General features: G+C 69.2%; 15 protein-coding genes. 11 read left to right on the top strand and 4 right to left on the bottom strand.

The annotated features are described in order from the left end of the window. Positions 1 to 36 precede the first annotated feature (36 nt). From ACZ4N4_RS36445 to ACZ4N4_RS36420, 6 genes are all read left to right on the top strand, one after another. Positions 37 to 1,836 carry an ABC transporter substrate-binding protein gene (locus ACZ4N4_RS36445; protein ID WP_453573300.1) on the top strand — a complete coding sequence of 600 codons (1,800 nt, stop codon included), beginning with the start codon at positions 37 to 39 and terminating at the stop codon, positions 1,834 to 1,836. 111 nt (positions 1,837 to 1,947) lie between these two features. Continuing rightward, positions 1,948 to 2,946, top strand: coding sequence for an ABC transporter permease (locus ACZ4N4_RS36440; protein ID WP_453573302.1), 999 nt, complete (start codon positions 1,948 to 1,950; stop codon positions 2,944 to 2,946). Then, entirely contained in the window at positions 2,943 to 4,040 is a 1,098-nt protein-coding gene (locus tag ACZ4N4_RS36435; protein ID WP_453573304.1) for an ABC transporter ATP-binding protein, read from the top strand. Before ACZ4N4_RS36440 ends, ACZ4N4_RS36435 begins: the two co-directional genes overlap by 4 nt. A 14-nt stretch (positions 4,041 to 4,054) precedes the next feature. Further along, positions 4,055 to 5,386 carry an ABC transporter ATP-binding protein gene (locus ACZ4N4_RS36430; protein WP_467596903.1) on the top strand — a complete coding sequence of 444 codons (1,332 nt, stop codon included), beginning with the start codon at positions 4,055 to 4,057 and terminating at the stop codon, positions 5,384 to 5,386. 276 nt (positions 5,387 to 5,662) lie between these two features. Continuing rightward, a complete protein-coding gene (locus tag ACZ4N4_RS36425) occupies positions 5,663 to 7,054 on the top strand; it encodes a M1 family metallopeptidase (protein WP_453573309.1) in 1,392 nt (463 codons plus the stop codon). A 47-nt stretch (positions 7,055 to 7,101) separates the two neighbouring features. Beyond that, positions 7,102 to 7,761 (top strand): trimeric intracellular cation channel family protein, encoded by a 660-nt coding sequence (locus ACZ4N4_RS36420; RefSeq protein ID WP_450765839.1) that lies wholly within the window; start codon positions 7,102 to 7,104, stop codon positions 7,759 to 7,761. On the opposite strand, the gene ACZ4N4_RS36415 is transcribed toward ACZ4N4_RS36420, so the two are convergent. After that, a complete protein-coding gene (locus ACZ4N4_RS36415; RefSeq protein WP_467596900.1) occupies positions 7,670 to 8,899 on the bottom strand; it encodes an alpha/beta hydrolase in 1,230 nt (409 codons plus the stop codon). The two genes, ACZ4N4_RS36420 and ACZ4N4_RS36415, sit on opposite strands and share 92 nt — an antisense overlap. A gap of 165 nt (positions 8,900 to 9,064) precedes the next feature. Here ACZ4N4_RS36415 and ACZ4N4_RS36410 point away from each other — a divergent pair, with 165 nt between their 5' ends. Beyond that, positions 9,065 to 9,916 (top strand): thioesterase family protein, encoded by an 852-nt coding sequence (locus ACZ4N4_RS36410; RefSeq protein ID WP_467596898.1) that lies wholly within the window; start codon positions 9,065 to 9,067, stop codon positions 9,914 to 9,916. A gap of 206 nt (positions 9,917 to 10,122) precedes the next feature. Further along, entirely contained in the window at positions 10,123 to 10,509 is a 387-nt protein-coding gene (locus ACZ4N4_RS36405; RefSeq protein WP_467596895.1) for a hypothetical protein, read from the top strand. A gap of 75 nt (positions 10,510 to 10,584) precedes the next feature. Here ACZ4N4_RS36405 and ACZ4N4_RS36400 read toward each other — a convergent pair whose 3' ends face one another. Beyond that, positions 10,585 to 11,214, bottom strand: a complete 630-nt coding sequence (locus tag ACZ4N4_RS36400; protein ID WP_453573322.1) for a TetR family transcriptional regulator — start codon at positions 11,212 to 11,214, stop codon at positions 10,585 to 10,587. A gap of 122 nt (positions 11,215 to 11,336) precedes the next feature. On the opposite strand from ACZ4N4_RS36400, the gene ACZ4N4_RS36395 reads away from it, so the two are divergent. The 3 genes from ACZ4N4_RS36395 (at position 11,337) to ACZ4N4_RS36385 (ending at position 13,170) form a co-directional block, all read left to right on the top strand. Next, the gene (locus ACZ4N4_RS36395) at positions 11,337 to 11,504 is read left to right on the top strand and encodes a hypothetical protein (RefSeq protein ID WP_453573324.1); all 168 of its coding nucleotides are present in this window, start codon (positions 11,337 to 11,339) and stop codon (positions 11,502 to 11,504) included. 33 nt (positions 11,505 to 11,537) lie between these two features. Then, positions 11,538 to 11,810: a DUF4190 domain-containing protein gene (locus ACZ4N4_RS36390; protein ID WP_360485177.1), complete on the top strand. Its 273-nt coding sequence runs from the start codon at positions 11,538 to 11,540 to the stop codon at positions 11,808 to 11,810. A gap of 196 nt (positions 11,811 to 12,006) precedes the next feature. Next, positions 12,007 to 13,170: a cysteine desulfurase family protein gene (locus ACZ4N4_RS36385; protein ID WP_467596892.1), complete on the top strand. Its 1,164-nt coding sequence runs from the start codon at positions 12,007 to 12,009 to the stop codon at positions 13,168 to 13,170. Between the two features lie 82 nt (positions 13,171 to 13,252). On the opposite strand, the gene ACZ4N4_RS36380 is transcribed toward ACZ4N4_RS36385, so the two are convergent. Together ACZ4N4_RS36380 and ACZ4N4_RS36375 are read right to left on the bottom strand one after the other, a co-directional pair. Continuing rightward, positions 13,253 to 14,869, bottom strand: a complete 1,617-nt coding sequence (locus ACZ4N4_RS36380; protein ID WP_467596889.1) for a multicopper oxidase family protein — start codon at positions 14,867 to 14,869, stop codon at positions 13,253 to 13,255. Between the two features lie 222 nt (positions 14,870 to 15,091). Next, positions 15,092 to 15,745: an N-acetylmuramoyl-L-alanine amidase gene (locus ACZ4N4_RS36375; RefSeq protein WP_467596886.1), complete on the bottom strand. Its 654-nt coding sequence runs from the start codon at positions 15,743 to 15,745 to the stop codon at positions 15,092 to 15,094. Positions 15,746 to 15,779: the final 34 nt, after the last annotated feature.

Below are 15,779 nucleotides of genomic sequence, written 5' to 3'. Positions count from 1 at the left end.
ACGGGGTCTCTCATCTAATCCGGAGGATCCGAGATCGTGACTACCCAACGCACCTCAGGGCGGCGTAAGCAGGCGTTTGCCGCCGCTGCTGCGGTCGCCGCACTGCTGACCACGGCAGCGTGCGGCGGCGGAGGCAGCGACGACAACAACGGTTCGAAGACCGGCGCCGCCGGCTTCGACGCCGCCAACAACAAGGTCGCCCAGGCCTCCCTGGTCAAGAAGGGCGGCACGCTGCGGTTCGGTGGTGCCCAGGACGCCGACTCGTGGGACACCACGCGCGGCTACTACGGCTTCATGTGGGACTTCGCGCGCTACTACAGCCGCCAGCTGGTCACGGGCAAGGCGGAGCCGGGCAAGGCCGGCGCCGAGCTCACCCCGGACCTCGCCACCGGTCTCGCCAAGGTCACCGACGGCGGCAAGACCTACACGTACACCCTGCGTGACGGCATCACGTGGGAGGACGGCAAGGCGATCACGTCCAAGGACGTGAAGTACGGCATCGAGCGTGTGTGGGCGCAGGACGTGCTGTCCGGCGGTCCGACGTACCTGAAGGACTTCCTGGACCCCAAGGGCGAGTACAAGGGTCCCTACAAGGACACGTCCAAGGACAAGCTGGGCCTGAAGTCGATCACCACGCCGGACGACAAGACGATCGTCTTCCACCTCCCCAAGGCCAACTCGGACTTCCAGGAGGTGCTGGGTCTGGTCTCGGCCTCCCCGGTCCGCCAGGACATGGACACCAAGTCCAAGTACGGCCTGAAGCCGTTCTCCTCCGGCCCGTACAAGTTCGAGTCGTACAGCCCCGGCAAGAGCCTGACGCTGGTGCGCAACACGAACTGGAAGCAGTCTTCGGACCCGGTCCGCAAGGCGTACCCGGACAAGATCACCGTCCAGTTCTTCTCGGACGCCAACCAGCTGGACCAGCGCCTGCTCAACGGTGACCTGGACCTGGACATCAACCAGACCGGCATGTCCCCGCAGGGCCGCACCACCGCCCTGAAGGAGCACAAGGCCAACCTGGACAACCCGGTCTCGGGTTACATCCGCTACGCGACCTTCCCGCAGAGCGTGAAGCCGTTCGACAACGTCGAGTGCCGCAAGGCCGTGATCCTCGGCGCGGACCACGTCTCGCTGCAGACCGCGCGCGGTGGCCCGATCGCCGGTGGTGACATCGGCACCAACATGCTCCCGCCGTCCGTCCCGGGCGCCGAGGGCCAGAAGTACGACCCGTACAAGATCTCCGGCGCGAACAAGAACGGCAACGTCGCCGAGGCCAAGGCGGCCCTGAAGGCGTGCGGCAAGCCGAACGGCTTCTCCACCACCATCGCGGTGCGCAACAACAAGCCGGTCGAGGTGGCCACGGCCCAGTCGCTGCAGGCGTCGCTGAAGAAGATCGGCATCAACGCGCAGATCGACCAGTTCGACGGTTCGCAGACCACCGGCATCATCGGCAGCCCCGCGAACGTGAAGAAGAAGGGCTACGGCATCATCATCATGGGCTGGGGCCCGGACTTCCCGACCGTCCAGGGCTTCGGTCTGCCGCTGTGGGACAGCAAGTACATCGCGCAGAGCGGTAACAACAACTTCGCCCTGATCAACGACAAGACCATCGACGGTCTGTTCAACCAGTACGTCACCACGCTGGACGACACGGGCAAGACCAAGATCTCGACGGAGATCAACCACAAGGTCATGGAGGGCGCGTACTACCTGCCCTTCACCTTCGAGAAGTTCCTCAACTGGCGCAGCGACAACCTCGCGAACGTCTACACGACGGACAACTACAGCGGTACGTACGACTTCGTCAACCTCGGCCTGAAGAACCCGAAGAAGTAAACCGGCACACCCGCCGTACAGGCACGAAAGGCAGGTGAAGGCCGGCGCGGCGTGGTCGCGGGCCATCGGATGACCTCCGGTGGCCCGCGGCCCCGCGGCGGGCCGTAAGCTGTGCTCGCTTACCTCATCAGGCGGCTGTTCGCCGCCGCAGTGATGCTCGTGGTCATCGTCATGGTGGTCTTCGGCATCTTCTTCCTCGTCCCCAAGTGGGCGGGCGTCGACATCGCCTCGAGCTTCGTGGGCAAGCAGGCCGACCCGGCAGCCGTCGAGGCCGTACGGCAGAAGCTGGGCCTGAGCGACCCGATCTACTCCCAGGTCTGGGAGTTCTTCAAGGGCATCTTCGTCGGTCGCACCTACTCGGGCGGCGGCGACGTCACGCACTGCGCCGCGCCCTGCTTCGGCTACTCCTTCCGCAGCGAGCAGGCCGTCTGGCCGGTGCTCACCGACCGCTTCCCGGTGACCCTGGGACTGGCGCTCGGTGCCGCCGTGCTGTGGCTGATCTTCGGCGTCGCGGCCGGTGTGCTCTCCGCGCTCAAGCGGGGCACCATCTGGGACCGCGGTGCGATGGTCGTCGCCCTGGCGGGTGTCTCCCTCCCCATCTACTTCACCGGTCTGCTCAGCCTGGCGATCTTCGCCTTCGGGCTGAAATGGATCGACGCGCAGTACGTGCCCCTCAGCCAGAGCTTCGGTGGCTGGTTCGGCGGCATGATCCTTCCCTGGATCACCCTCGCCTTCCTCTACGCGGCGATGTACGCCCGGATCACCCGCGCCACCATGCTGGAGATCCTCGGCGAGGACTACATCCGCACGGCGCGCGCGAAGGGCCTCAAGGAGCAGACCGTCATCGGCAAGCACGCCATGCGCTCCACGATGACCCCCATCCTGACCATGCTCGGCATGGACCTCGGCGCCCTCATCGGCGGCGCCATCCTGACGGAGTCGACGTTCAACCTGCCCGGCCTCGGCCGCGCGGTGCTCGACGCCATCCGCAACCAGGACCTGCCCATCATCCTGGGCGTGACCCTGATCACTTCTCTCGCGGTGCTGATCGCCAACCTCGTGGTGGACATCCTGTACGCCGTGATCGACCCCCGAGTGAGGCTCACATGACCGAACTGAGCAAGAGCGGGGCCGCCGTGGGCGAGCCCACCTCCGCTTCGCCCGCCCCGACGTCCTTCCTGGAAGTGCGCGACCTGAAGGTGCACTTCCCGACCGACGACGGCCTGGTCAAGTCCGTGGACGGGCTCAGCTTCACGCTGGAGAAGGGCAAGACCCTCGGCATCGTGGGCGAGTCCGGCTCCGGCAAGTCGGTGACCTCGCTCGGCATCATGGGCCTGCACACCGCCGGCCAGTACGGCCGGCGCAAGGCGCAGATCTCCGGCGAGATCTGGCTGGACGGCACCGAGCTGCTGTCCGCCGACCCCGACCACGTGCGCAAGCTGCGCGGCCGGGAGATGGCGATGATCTTCCAGGACCCGCTGTCCGCGCTGCACCCGTACTACACGATCGGCCAGCAGATCGTGGAGGCGTACCGGATCCACCACGACGTCGACAAGAAGACCGCGAAGCGGCGTGCGGTCGAGATGCTCGACCGGGTGGGCATCCCGCAGCCGGACAAGCGCGTCGACAGCTACCCGCACGAGTTCTCCGGCGGTATGCGCCAGCGCGCGATGATCGCGATGTCGCTGGTGAACAACCCCGAGCTGCTCATCGCGGACGAGCCGACGACGGCCCTGGACGTGACCGTCCAGGCGCAGATCCTCGACCTGATCCGGGACCTGCAGACGGAGTTCGGTTCCGCGGTCATCATCATCACCCACGACCTGGGCGTCGTCGCCGAGCTCGCCGACGACATCCTGGTGATGTACGGCGGCCGCTGCATCGAGCGTGGCCCGGCCGAGAAGGTGTTCTACGAGCCTCGCCACCCCTACACCTGGGGCCTGCTCGGCTCGATGCCGCGGCTCGACCGCGAGCAGCAGGAGCGCCTGATCCCGGTCAAGGGCTCCCCGCCCTCCCTGATCAACGTCCCGTCCGGCTGCGCCTTCAACCCGCGCTGCCCGTACGCCGACGTTCCTAAGGACAACGTCACCCGCACGGTCCGCCCCGAGCTGACCGAGGTCGGCAGCCAGCACTGGGCCGCCTGCCACATGACGCAGGAGCAGCGGGAGCGGATCTGGACCGAAGAGATTGCGCCGAAGCTGTGAGCGAGGACAAAGCGGTGACCATCCCTGCGCAGAGCGAAGGTGCCACCCTCACCAAGGACGCCACCCCCGGCGAGACCCTGCTGAAGGTGACCGGGCTCCAGAAGCACTTCCCGATCAAGAAGGGCCTGCTCCAGCGGCAGGTCGGCGCCGTGCACGCGGTCGACGGCCTCGACTTCGAGGTCAGGGCCGGTGAGACGCTGGGCGTCGTGGGCGAGTCGGGCTGCGGCAAGTCGACGATGGGCCGGCTGATCACCCGGCTCCTTGAACCGACCGGCGGCAAGGTCGAGTTCGAGGGCAAGGACATCACGCACCTCGGGGTGGGCGGCATGCGTCCGCTGCGCCGCGACGTTCAGATGATCTTCCAGGACCCGTACTCCTCGCTGAACCCGCGCCACACCATCGGCACGATCGTCGGAGCGCCCTTCAAGCTGCAGGGCGTCACGCCCCCGGGCGGCATCAAGGCGGAGGTCCAGCGGCTGCTGTCGGTCGTGGGCCTCAACCCCGAGCACTACAACCGCTATCCGCACGAGTTCTCCGGCGGTCAGCGCCAGCGCATCGGCATCGCCCGCGCGCTCGCCCTGAAGCCGAAGCTGGTCGTGGCGGACGAGCCGGTCTCGGCGCTGGACGTGTCGATCCAGGCGCAGGTCGTCAACCTGCTGGACGACCTCCAGCAGGAGCTCGGTCTGACTTACGTGATCATCGCGCACGACCTCTCGGTCGTCCGGCACGTCTCGGACCGGATCGCGGTGATGTACCTCGGCAAGATCGTGGAGCTGGCCGACCGCGAGTCGCTGTACAAGGCGCCGATGCACCCGTACACCAAGGCGCTCATGTCGGCGGTGCCGATCCCGGACCCGCGGCGCAAGAACGCCAAGAGCGACCGCATCCTGCTCCAGGGTGACGTGCCCTCGCCGATCTCGCCGCCGAGCGGCTGCCGCTTCCACACCCGGTGCTGGAAGGCGACGGAGATCTGCAAGACGACCGAGCCGAAGCTCGTCGAGCTGAAGCCGGGTCAGCAGGTCGCCTGCCACCACCCGGAGAACTTCGCCGACCAGGCCCCGCAGGACACGGTTCTGCTGACGGTCGCCAAGGAGGCGGCCGAGCTGGTCGCGGCCGAGGTGCTCGCGGAGTCCGCGGAGACGTCGGCGGCGGTGGCGGCGGAGGTCGCCGAAGCCGCGACTCCGGCGGAGGCCGAGAGCCAGGAACCGGCCGAGGCCGAGGACCAGGAGTCGGCGGAGGCCGAGAGCCAGGAACCGGCCGAGGCCGAGGACCAGGAGTCGGCGGAGGCCGAGAGCCAGGAACCGGCCGAGGCCGAGGACCAGGAGCCGACTGACAAGCGGAACTGATCGCTTGTCGAAGTGCGACGCGGAAGTACCGGCAGGGTCCGTCCCTGCCGGTACTTTCTTCATGTCATGCCGTGGTCGCCGTAATTCCCACGCACCGTCTCCCGGTCGGCGTCGGCGCGGAGGTGACCCCGGCGCCGGAAGCCGACGTGTCACGAGAGCCAGGAGTCAACCGGCCGGTGACGCATGACAAGTTGGCAAAGTCATGCACATGACCGTACGAGAGCCTGCAGAGTCGTCCGTGTCCGATTATCGGCACACGCTCGAGAGGGACGACTCATGAAACTCTCCCGTTCGGCACGTTTAGGGGCCCTCGCGACAGCGGCGGCCTCTTTCCTTGTCATAGCCGCCTCCCCCGCCCCCACCCAGGGCACCCCCGGCATCGGCGACCCCTACTTCCCCGAGCTGGGCAACGGCGGCTTCGACGCCCGTCACTACGACCTCGACGTGGCGTACAACCCGGACACCGACCGTCTCGACGGCCGTACGACGCTCACCGCCCACGCCACCCAGAACCTCTCCTCCCTCGATCTCGACCTCCAGAAGCTGGAGGTCACACGTGTCGAAGTGAACGGCAGACGCGCCCAGTTCGCGCGCACCGGCGACGAGATCACCATCACGCCGAGGAACCCGCTGTCCAAGGGCCGCGACTTCACCGTCTCCGTCACCTACGGCGGCGTCCCCGAACCCCTCAGCGGCCCCATCGTCTTCGGCTCCGACTACGGCTGGATGAAGACCACCGACGGCGTCTTCGTCGCCTGCGAGCCCAACGCCGCCTCCACCTGGTTCCCGTCGAGCGACCACCCCTCCGACAAAGCCACCTACGACATCCGGATCAAGGCCCCGAAGGGCCTGACCGGCGTCTCCAACGGCCGGCTGGTCTCGACGTACGACAAGGGCGCCTCGACGTACACGCACTGGCGCGAGAGCCGGCCCATGGCGACCTATCTCGCCACCGCCACCATCGGGAAGTTCGACGTGCGGACGGGCAAGACGCCCTCCGGCATCCCGATCTACGTCGCCATCGACCCGGTCCTCGCGAACAGCAACAGCGTCGACGTGTACGCCGTGACCGCCGCCGCCACCGACTACTGGTCGCAGATCTTCGGGCCGTACCCCTTCGAGGAGACCGGCGCCATCGTCGACGACATGCCGGAGGCCGGGTTCTCGCTGGAGGTGCAGAGCAAGCCGGCCTACTCGGCGGTGCGCAACGAGACGACGATCGTGCACGAGCTGGCCCACCAGTGGTTCGGCGACTCGGTGAGCGTGGCGCAGTGGAAGGACATCTGGCTCAACGAGGGCTTCGCCACCTACGCCCAGTGGCTGTGGGCGGAGCACCAGGGCACCCGCTCGGCCCACGACTCCTTCCTGGCCGGCTACAACTCCCGCGCCGCGGACAACCCGTTCTGGGGGACCGTCGTCGCCGACCCGCAGCGCGACACCATGTTCGCCTCCGCCGTCTACCAGCGCGGCGCGATGACCCTCCAGATGCTGCGTGAGCGGATCGGGGACACCGCGTTCTTCAAGCTGCTGCCCGCCTGGACGAAGCTGCACCGGTACGGCAACGCCGACACCGCCGACTTCATCCGGCTCGCGGAGAAGGTCTCCGGTCAGCAGCTCGACGACCTCTTCCGGACCTGGCTGTTCACCCCAGGGAAACCCGCCCTGTGAGCCTGGCTTTGTAAGGTTCATGCACCCTGACAGGTCACAATGTCAGGGTGCAGCTCCAGCAACTCTTCACTCCCTCCGTCCAGCACACGCTCGATGTCATCGGCATCTTCGTGTTCGCGATCTCCGGCGCGCTGCTGGCCGTCCGCAAGAACTTCGACGTCTTCGGCATCGCCGTGCTCGCCGAGGTCACCGCGCTGGGCGGAGGGATCTTCCGGGACGTGATCATCGGGGCGGTGCCCCCGGCCGCCTTCACGGACCTGGGGTACTTCATCACCCCCCTGCTCACGGCGCTCGTGGTGTTCTTCCTGCATCCGCACGTCGAGCGCATCCAGTCGTCGGTGCTGGTCTTCGACGCGGCAGGCCTCGGCCTGTTCTGCGTGACCGGCACCACGAAGGCGTACTCCTACGGCCTCAACCTGACCGCCTCGGTCGCCCTGGGGCTCGCCACCGCGGTCGGCGGCGGTGTGCTCAGGGACGTGCTCGCCAACGAGGTCCCCTCGCTGCTGCGCTGGGACCGCGACCTGTACGCGGTCCCGGCGATCGTCGGGGCGACCATGGTGGCGGTGTGCATCCGTTACGACGCGCTGACCCCGTTCACCAGCGGGCTCGCGGTCGTCACCGCTTTCGTGCTGCGCCTGCTCGCGATGCGGTTCCACTGGCGAGCGCCGCGTGCGTGGAACCGCCGGACGACGGTTCGCGAGGAGTAGTACCGGCCCTGACGTGGCTCTGGCCCATGTTGACCGTCAGCCACTCGAAGACGGCCGGGACCTGGGGCCGCCACAGCGCCATGTTGTGACCGCCCGCGCTGCGCGGCAGGAACACCACATGCACGGTGGTCGGCGCCTTGGCGATCTGTTCGAGCGCCACTCCGGCCTGGTAGCCGTCGCCGGACTCGCCGGAGACGTAGAGGGCGATCCGAGGCGGGGCGGCCGCCTTCCGGAGCAACAGGTAGGGATTGTTCCGCTCGCGCAGGGTCACGCTCTGCGCGGCGAGTGAATTGCGTTCGCCGATCGGGTCGTTGTAGCCCGACAGGCTGATCGCGGCCCGGTAGCGGTCCGGGTGGGCGACGGCCAGCTTGACCGCGCAGTGCGCGCCCGCCGAGTACCCGGCGACCGCCCAGTTCGCCGGGGCCGCGGCGGCGCGGAAGTTGTCGGTCACCATCTTCGGCACGTCGACGCTGAGCCAGCTGTCGGCGTTCACGGTGCCCGGGATGTTGGCGCAGCCGGTGTCCACGCCCGCCAGCAGGTTGGTGCGCGGGGCGACCAGGATGAAGGGCGCGACCCGGCCGCTCCGCATCAGCGGCAGCAGCTGCTCGTGCACCTTCAGCGAACCGAACCAGGCCTTGGCCGAGCCGGGATAGCCCGGCAGCAGCTCCACCACCGGGAACCGGTGGTAGCGGTACTCCGGTTCGTCGTACTGGGGCGGCAGCCAGACGTAGACCTCGGCGTTGACGCCCGAGACCCGGCCCTTGAGCTGGGTGACCCGGACCCCGCCGGCCGCGCGCATGGCCGGCCCCTCGGACGCCGTGAAGCTCTGCCTCACCTTGGGCAACCGTTTCAGAGCTATGCCGCCGGTACCGTCCTGGCCGAGGTTGGCGGCCTGCTGGACGTGGTCGCCGGTGCCGAGCAGGTCGGCCCAGTTGTCGTACAGGTCGTTCTGGTTGTTGACCAGCACGAAGATCAGCGTCACCGCGGTGGCCTGCGCGAACAGCAGCATCAGGACCCGGGCCGCGGTGCGCACGGCCTGGGGCCCGCGCATCCTCGACCACAGGACGAGCGGGAGTATGAGGGCGACCACGGACAGGACGATGGTCGTGTAGAGGAACGGAGTCCCGGTGAGGCTCATGACCCCATAGAGGGGAATTCCGGGCTCCGGGTTACGGACGTGTCCGGACACTTACCTAGAAATTGCCGGAACCTCACCCGGCGGGTGGATCCCTTACCGGCCGGGCTGCTGGTATGTAGATCACAAAAGCTACCGCTTAGTAATCAATTCTTGTACTGTTCAGCCATGCCAGAAGCAGCTTCCACGCGGGCCGTGATCGGCGACAGCGAGTTCGACCGCGACACCGCGGTCACCCGGCGCGCGCCCGGGGTCTACGACATCGACCTCTCGGCCGGCTGGACCATCATCAGCGCCGTCAACGGCGGCTATCTGCTGGCCGTCCTCGGCCGGGCCCTCGCGGACACGCTGCCGCATCCGGACCCGTTCACCATCTCCGCGCACTACCTGACCGCGTCCCAGCCGGGCGCGGCCGTGATCCGCACGGACACCGTCCGCACCGGCCGCACCCTCTCCACCGGCCAGGCCTCGCTCTTCCAGTACGACGACGACGGCAACGAGGTCGAACGCATCCGCGTCCTCGCCTCCTACGGCGATCTCGCCGCCCTCCCCGACGACGTCCGCACCACGGCGACCCCGCCGGCCATCCCGCCGATGGACCAGTGCTTCGGGCCCGAGGACGGACCCGCCCCGGTCGAGGGCAGCTCCGCCATCACCGAACGCCTGATGCTGAAGCTGGACCCGTCGACCCTGGGCTGGGCCCTCGGCGCCCCCTCGGGCAAGGGCGAGATGCGCTCCTGGTTCGGGCTCGCCGACGGCCGCGACGCCGACCCGCTCGCCCTGCTCCTGGCGGTCGACGCGCTGCCGCCCACCGCCTTCGAGATCGGCCTCAAGGGCTGGGTCCCCACGGTGGAACTCACCGTCCACGTCCGCCACCGCCCCGCCCCGGGCCCGTTGCGTGTCTCCATCACCACCCGCAACCTGGCCGGCGGCTTCCTGGAGGAGGACGCCGAGGTCTGGGACAGCGCCGACCGACTGGTCGCCCAGTCACGGCAGTTGGCCCGGGTCCGGCTCGGCTGACGTATCCGCGGGGACCCCGTTCTGTCACGGACGCGTACCAGCGAGTAGACCGCGACCATCCGGAAAGTAGCAGGTCAGCGCGTTTTCTTGAGCCGCCCTTTACCCGAGTCACAGGCCGGGGACAGGGCGGCCCCAAGTGCGCCCTAAGCACCGTTGGTTGAGTGCCACGCCTCAGGACTCCCTCATCCTTTATGGAGCTGTCTCTCATGAAGCGTGTACGTCTCGTCCCCGCGGTCGCCCTGCTCGCCGTGTCTCCGCTGCTGCTGACCGCGTGCGGCTCGGGCGACTCGTCGTCGTCCTTTGGCAGCGGCAACTCCGGCCAGTCGCAGTCCTGTCAGGCGCCGTCCGGCATGCCGACCCGCAACGCCTCCGGGATGCCGAGCGGTGCTCCCTCCGGCGCGCCCACGGGCAACTCCACCGTCCAGCCGACCGGTACCCCCACCGGGATGCCGAGCGGCGGTCCGGGCGCCGGCGGCCAGGGCGGCCCCGGCGGCGGTCAGGGCGGCGGCGGTTGCGGCGGCGGTCAGCGCGGGCCCGGCGCGGGCGGCGCGGCGCCCAGCGGGGCTCCGACCCGGCAGGCCACGAAGAGCTGACAGCAGGCGTCGTACGGCAGGGGCGGCGCGTCCGGCGAACGGGCGCACCGCCCCTTCGCGTCGCCCGGACAGTCCCTAGTCCAGCCAGTGCTGCCGGCCGAGGCTGATCAGACGCATCTGGCGGGCGGCGACCTGGGTGACGCGCTGCCGCTCCGCCTCCGAGGGCTCCGGCGACTCCAGGGTCTCCAGGAACAGGGACGCGGTCATGAGCATCTGGTCCACGTAGAGGTGGGCGAGCATCAGCAGGTCGTCGTCGTTCCACCCGGCGGCCTCGGGGTCCTTGGCCAGCTCGGTCTTGACCTCCTCGGCGAACCGGGCCAGTTGGTCCCGGATGGCCTCGCGCACCGGCTGCACCCCGCCGTGCCGCTCCCGGGCGATGAACCGGACGTGCGCCGGGTGCGCGGCCACATGGTCGGCGATCAGCCGCACGGCGCGGGTGATGCGCTCCGGGCCGGGCGTGGAGACGGTGGTGCGGACCATGGGGTGCAGGCTGCCGAGCGCCTCGTCGACGAGGGCGACGCCCAGGTCGGCGGTGGAGCGGAAGTGCCGGTAGAAGGCGGTCGGGGCGACGCCGACGGCCCGGGTGACCTCGCGCAGCCCCAGGCTGCTCAGGCTCTGCTCCTCCAGCAGCCCCAGCGCCGCGTCCAGGAATGCCTGGCGGGTCTTCTGCTTCTGGGCCTGTCGGATGCCGAGGGTGTGACTCATGTCATCCAGTTAACAACTGTTCTCCGGAATTGAAAAGCCGTCGGAGTTGCTAGACTCAAAGTCAGTGAACAAGTGTTACTACAACCGTTCACCCAAACTTAACGGAGGGGGGATCGAATCCCATGCTGTTCCTCGTCGCCGCACTCATGCTGCTCGGCGTGGTGCTGGGCACCGTGGCCCACGCGCCGCTCGACGTCACCGCAGGACTCGCCGCCGTGATCGCCGTCTGGCTGGCCGTCTTCGCACTCCGCGAGCGCAACGCCCGCCGGCGCCGCACCTCGGCCAACTGACCGTCCACCACGACTTCCAGGAGCTGAGCCATGCTGCACCTCACCGCCCCGGCCACCACCCGCCCCGAACCCCGCACCCGCGACGCCGACGGCATGGCCGTGGCGTCCTTCATCCTCGGCCTCCTCGGCCTCCTCGTCCTGAACCTGTTCCTGGGCCCGATCGCGATCGTCCTGGCCCTGGTCTCCCTGTGGCGCGGCACGCAGCGCAAGGGCCGCGCATACCTGGGCCTGGCCCTGGGCGTCGCGGACCTGGCGGTCCTCGCCATCGCGATGGAGATCTCGAACACGGTGTCCTGGAGCTTGTGAGCGGGACCCTGTGAGCCTCGTTCACCCTGGGAGCCTCGTTCAGGGAAGCGCCCCAAAGGGGCGCGGGGCTGTGTCCATGTGCGGCTCCGCCACGTGGGCGCGACCAGCCCCGCACGGCCCGCGGTGACCCACCGGCCGAGCCGACCACGGCGCCCCTCGGTTCCATGGCGAAGCCCCCCGTAGAATCGTCGTCATCATGGCCTACCTCGACCACGCCGCCACGACCCCGATGCTCCCGGAGGCGGTAGAAGCCCTCACCGCCACCCTCGGCGTCACCGGCAACGCGTCCTCCCTGCACGCCTCCGGCCGCAAGGCCCGCCGCACGGTCGAGGAATCCAGGGAAACCCTCGCGGCAGCGCTCGGCGCCCGCCCCAGCGAGGTCGTCTTCACCTCCGGCGGCACCGAGGCCGACAACCTCGCGGTCAAGGGCCTCTACTGGGCCCGCCGTGACGCCGACCCCGCCCGCACCCGCGTCCTGTCCAGCCCGGTGGAACACCACGCGGTCCTCGACGCGGTCGACTGGCTCGGCGAACACGAGGGCGCGACGGTGGAGTACCTCCCCGTCGACTCCTACGGCCGGGTCCACCCCGAGGCGCTGCGCGAGGCGATCGCCCGCAATCCCGACGACGTGGCCCTCGCCACCGTCATGTGGGCCAACAACGAGATCGGCACGATCCTGCCGGTCCGCGAACTCGCCGACGTGGCAAGCGAGTTCGGCATCCCCCTGCACGCCGACGCGGTCCAGGCCGTCGGCCAGACCCCGGTGGACTTCGCCGCCTCCGGCCTCGCCGCGATGACCGTCTCCGGCCACAAGGTCGGCGGCCCGTACGGCATCGGCGCCCTGCTCCTCGGCCGTGAGTACACCCCCGTGTCGGTCCTGCACGGTGGCGGCCAGGAGCGGCACGTCCGCTCCGGCACCCTCGACGTCCCGGCGATCGCCTCCTTCGCGGTCGCGACGAACCTCGCCGTCGAGCGCCGCGAGTGGTTCGCCCGCGAGATCGGCGCCCTGCGCGACCAGTTGGTCGACGCCGTGCGTGCGGCCGTACCGGACGCGATCCTCGGCGGCGACCCGGTGGACCGCCTGCCGGCCAACGCGCACTTCACCTTCCCCGGCTGCGAGGGCGACTCGCTGCTCCTGCTGCTCGACGCCCAGGGCATCGAATGCTCGACGGGCTCCGCGTGCACGGCCGGGGTGGCCCAGCCCAGCCATGTCCTGCTGGCCACCGGGACCGATCCGGACCTGGCCCGCGGCACCCTGCGCTTCTCGCTCGGCCACACCTCCACCCAGGCCGACGTGGAGGCGGTCGCCAAGGCGATCGGCCCGGCGGTGGAGCGGGCCAGGGTCGCCGGGCTGAGCTGAGGCCCGGCGACGAAGGCGGCCCGAGCGGCTGCCGCCGGCGCTTCCACCGCCGGCGGCAGCCGTCCCGAGAGCCAGGTTCGGGCTAGCTCTCGGTGACCATGAGGGACGCCATCATGCCCTCGTCCTCGTGCTGCAGCAGATGGCAGTGGAGCATGTACATGTACGTGTCGTCGGTGAAGTCGGTGAACTCCATGGCGATCTCGATGGAGCCGCCGCCGACCACCTCGTAGGTGTCGTACCAGCCGAGTTCGACGCCGGTCGGATCGTCGCCGTTGATGGAGATCAGCTGATACGGCACGTCGTGCAGATGGAACGAGTGCTCCAGCTGCGTGCCGTTCTTGATCGTCCAGATCTCCTTCGACCCGAGGGTCGTGCTGATCATGGCCATCGAGCTCATGCTGGTACCGGCCGAGCCGTTGATGGTCATGGTGGTGCCGCTCTGGCCGAGGGTGATGGTCCGGGCGGTGAAGTCGCTGGTGTCGTACCGGTCGATGGTCCGCAGCGAGGCGGGCAGGTCGTCCGGGGTGTCGGTGCCGCCGGCGGCGACGGTCAGGAAGTCGTACGTGCCGCTGCCGCCGCGGACCCAGCCGGTGGTGACGACCGCCTGGAGGGTGACGTCGTCCGAGAGGTCCATGACCATCTCGGCGCGGGCGCCGGCCACCAGCCGGATCTCGGTCACGTCCGCGGCCGCGGACAGATAGCCCTGGTCGGTGGCGATCTGCGACATCGTGCCGCCGTCGCTGCGCTGGATGGTGATGATGTCCGACGGCGAGGCGTTGAGCAGCCGGAACCGGGTGCGGGTCTTGGTCGCGGAGAAGGTGAGCGTGGTGTCGTCGACGTTGGTGCCGTTGACCAGCAGCGGGTAGTTCAGGTCCCCGCTGAGGTAGCCGGTCAGGTCGTACTTGATGTCGCCGTCGTCGTCCACGGCCAGGCACTGGAAGATCAGCGGGATGTCGTCGGTGCCGTAGGTGCTGGGCAGCGCGGCGCTGGTGGTGTTGTCGTCGTCCTCGACGATGATCATGCCGGCCAGGCCGTGCACCGCCTGCTTCGCCGTGGTGCCCAGGGCGTGCGGGTGGTACCAGAGCGTCATGGGCTCGTCGAGCACCTCGAAGGTCGGCGACCAGATCTCCCCGTCGGAGAAGGCGACCTGGGGACCGCCGTCCATCTTGGCCGGCACGTGCGCGCCGTGGAAGTGGACGGTGGTGTCCTCGCCCAGGCTGTTGGTGATGTTCAGGAGGACCGTGTTGCCCTTGGTCCACTTCATGGTGGGGCCGAGGAAGGACTGGTTGTAGCCCGCGGTGGTGCTGGTGACCCCGCTGAGCACCTCGGCGCTGCCGGTCTGCGCCTCGATCGTGTAGGTGGTGGTGCTGTCGGAGGTGCTGCCCTCCAGCAGGTCCGGGATGGACAGGGTGGCGGTGTTGGTCGCGGCGCCGGCCTTGTTGCCGCTGGCGTCGGTCAGCAGGGCGAAGGTCGCGCCGCCCGCGGCGACCGCGCCCAGACCGACGCCGGCCATGCCGCCGAGGAACTTCCGCCGGTGAACGCCCTTGCCGCGCTTGGCCGTCGCGTCCTTGGAGTGCTCGGCCCCGGTGACGCGCCCGGCCCTGGAGTGCTCCGCGCCCTTGGCGCGCCGGCGCCTGCCGCGGGTGCCCTGCTCTTCGCTGCCGCCCGTCTCGAAGGAGGGCTCTGAGGTGTGGGTCATGGCGGGGATGTTTGACCTGGGGACTGTGTGAAATCTGAGGCGAAGTTAGGAGGAGAGCGGGCGGACTGTGCGGCGGCCATGGATGCTGGTGATGCTTAACTCCCTTGCGAAGAGCCGGAGTTGACCAGACCCAGCTGGCGCCCGGGGTGGGGGACGCAACGGACACAGACGGCACGCAGAGCGAGCACAGGATAACGATTCACTCACATGCGGAACCGTGGCTCAGGACTGTCCGACCCGCCGTACAAGACCCATGTAGCGCTCCCAGTCCCAGTGCTCGCCCGGGTCGGTGTGGTCCGTCCCCGGCACCTCCACATGACCGATCACGTGCTCCCGGTCCATGGACATGCCGTACCGCCGGCATATCGCGGCCGTCAGCCGCGCCGACGCCGCGTACATCGCGGCGGTGAAGTCCTCCGGGCGGTCCACGAAACCCTCGTGCTCGATGCCGACACTGCGCTCGTTGTACGACCGGTTGCCCGCGTGGAACGCCACGTCCAGCTCCCGGACCAGCTGGGTGACACGCCCGTCCTTGCGCACGATGTAGTGCGCCGCCGCCTCGTGCGCCGGGTCCTGGAAGACCTTCACCGCGCTCGCGTAGCCGCCCTGGGTGACATGGATGACCACCCGGTCGATCGGGTAGTCGTCCGGCCGGTTCGCCGTCCGGTAGTTCGCGGGTGATGCGGCCACCCAGCGCGCGCCCCTGAAGTCCACCGCGCCCGCCACCCGCGCCTTGCGCACCCCCGGCAGCCGCCAGTACAGCCGCGTCAGCTCGTCCCTGGTCAGCGCCACCGTGCCCGCGGCCGCCGCCGCCCCGCCGACCAGCAGCGCCCGCCGCCCGATCCGCCGGTCCCGATCACCGCTCGTCGCCCCCATGTGATCCCCAACGGATACTCGCGGGCCCCGGTTC

This window comes from Streptomyces sp. NPDC026538, assembly GCF_055567535.1.
The sequence above is the reverse complement of the archived record's forward strand: the minus strand, read 5'-3'. Positions and strand labels throughout refer to the sequence as shown.

What these genes read in the sequence shown, in the direction of transcription:
- ACZ4N4_RS36425 (WP_453573309.1), top strand. Translation starts at nt 5,663, where the DNA reads ATGAAACTCTCCCGTTCGGCACGTTTAGGGGCCCTCGCGACAGCGGCG.
- ACZ4N4_RS36375 (WP_467596886.1), bottom strand. Translation starts at nt 15,745, where the DNA reads ATGGGGGCGACGAGCGGTGATCGGGACCGGCGGATCGGGCGGCGGGCG.
- ACZ4N4_RS36400 (WP_453573322.1), bottom strand. Translation starts at nt 11,214, where the DNA reads ATGAGTCACACCCTCGGCATCCGACAGGCCCAGAAGCAGAAGACCCGC.
- ACZ4N4_RS36395 (WP_453573324.1), top strand. Translation starts at nt 11,337, where the DNA reads ATGCTGTTCCTCGTCGCCGCACTCATGCTGCTCGGCGTGGTGCTGGGC.
- ACZ4N4_RS36415 (WP_467596900.1), bottom strand. Translation starts at nt 8,899, where the DNA reads ATGAGCCTCACCGGGACTCCGTTCCTCTACACGACCATCGTCCTGTCC.
- ACZ4N4_RS36380 (WP_467596889.1), bottom strand. Translation starts at nt 14,869, where the DNA reads ATGACCCACACCTCAGAGCCCTCCTTCGAGACGGGCGGCAGCGAAGAG.
- ACZ4N4_RS36405 (WP_467596895.1), top strand. Translation starts at nt 10,123, where the DNA reads ATGAAGCGTGTACGTCTCGTCCCCGCGGTCGCCCTGCTCGCCGTGTCT.
- ACZ4N4_RS36410 (WP_467596898.1), top strand. Translation starts at nt 9,065, where the DNA reads ATGCCAGAAGCAGCTTCCACGCGGGCCGTGATCGGCGACAGCGAGTTC.
- ACZ4N4_RS36435 (WP_453573304.1), top strand. Translation starts at nt 2,943, where the DNA reads ATGACCGAACTGAGCAAGAGCGGGGCCGCCGTGGGCGAGCCCACCTCC.
- ACZ4N4_RS36385 (WP_467596892.1), top strand. Translation starts at nt 12,007, where the DNA reads ATGGCCTACCTCGACCACGCCGCCACGACCCCGATGCTCCCGGAGGCG.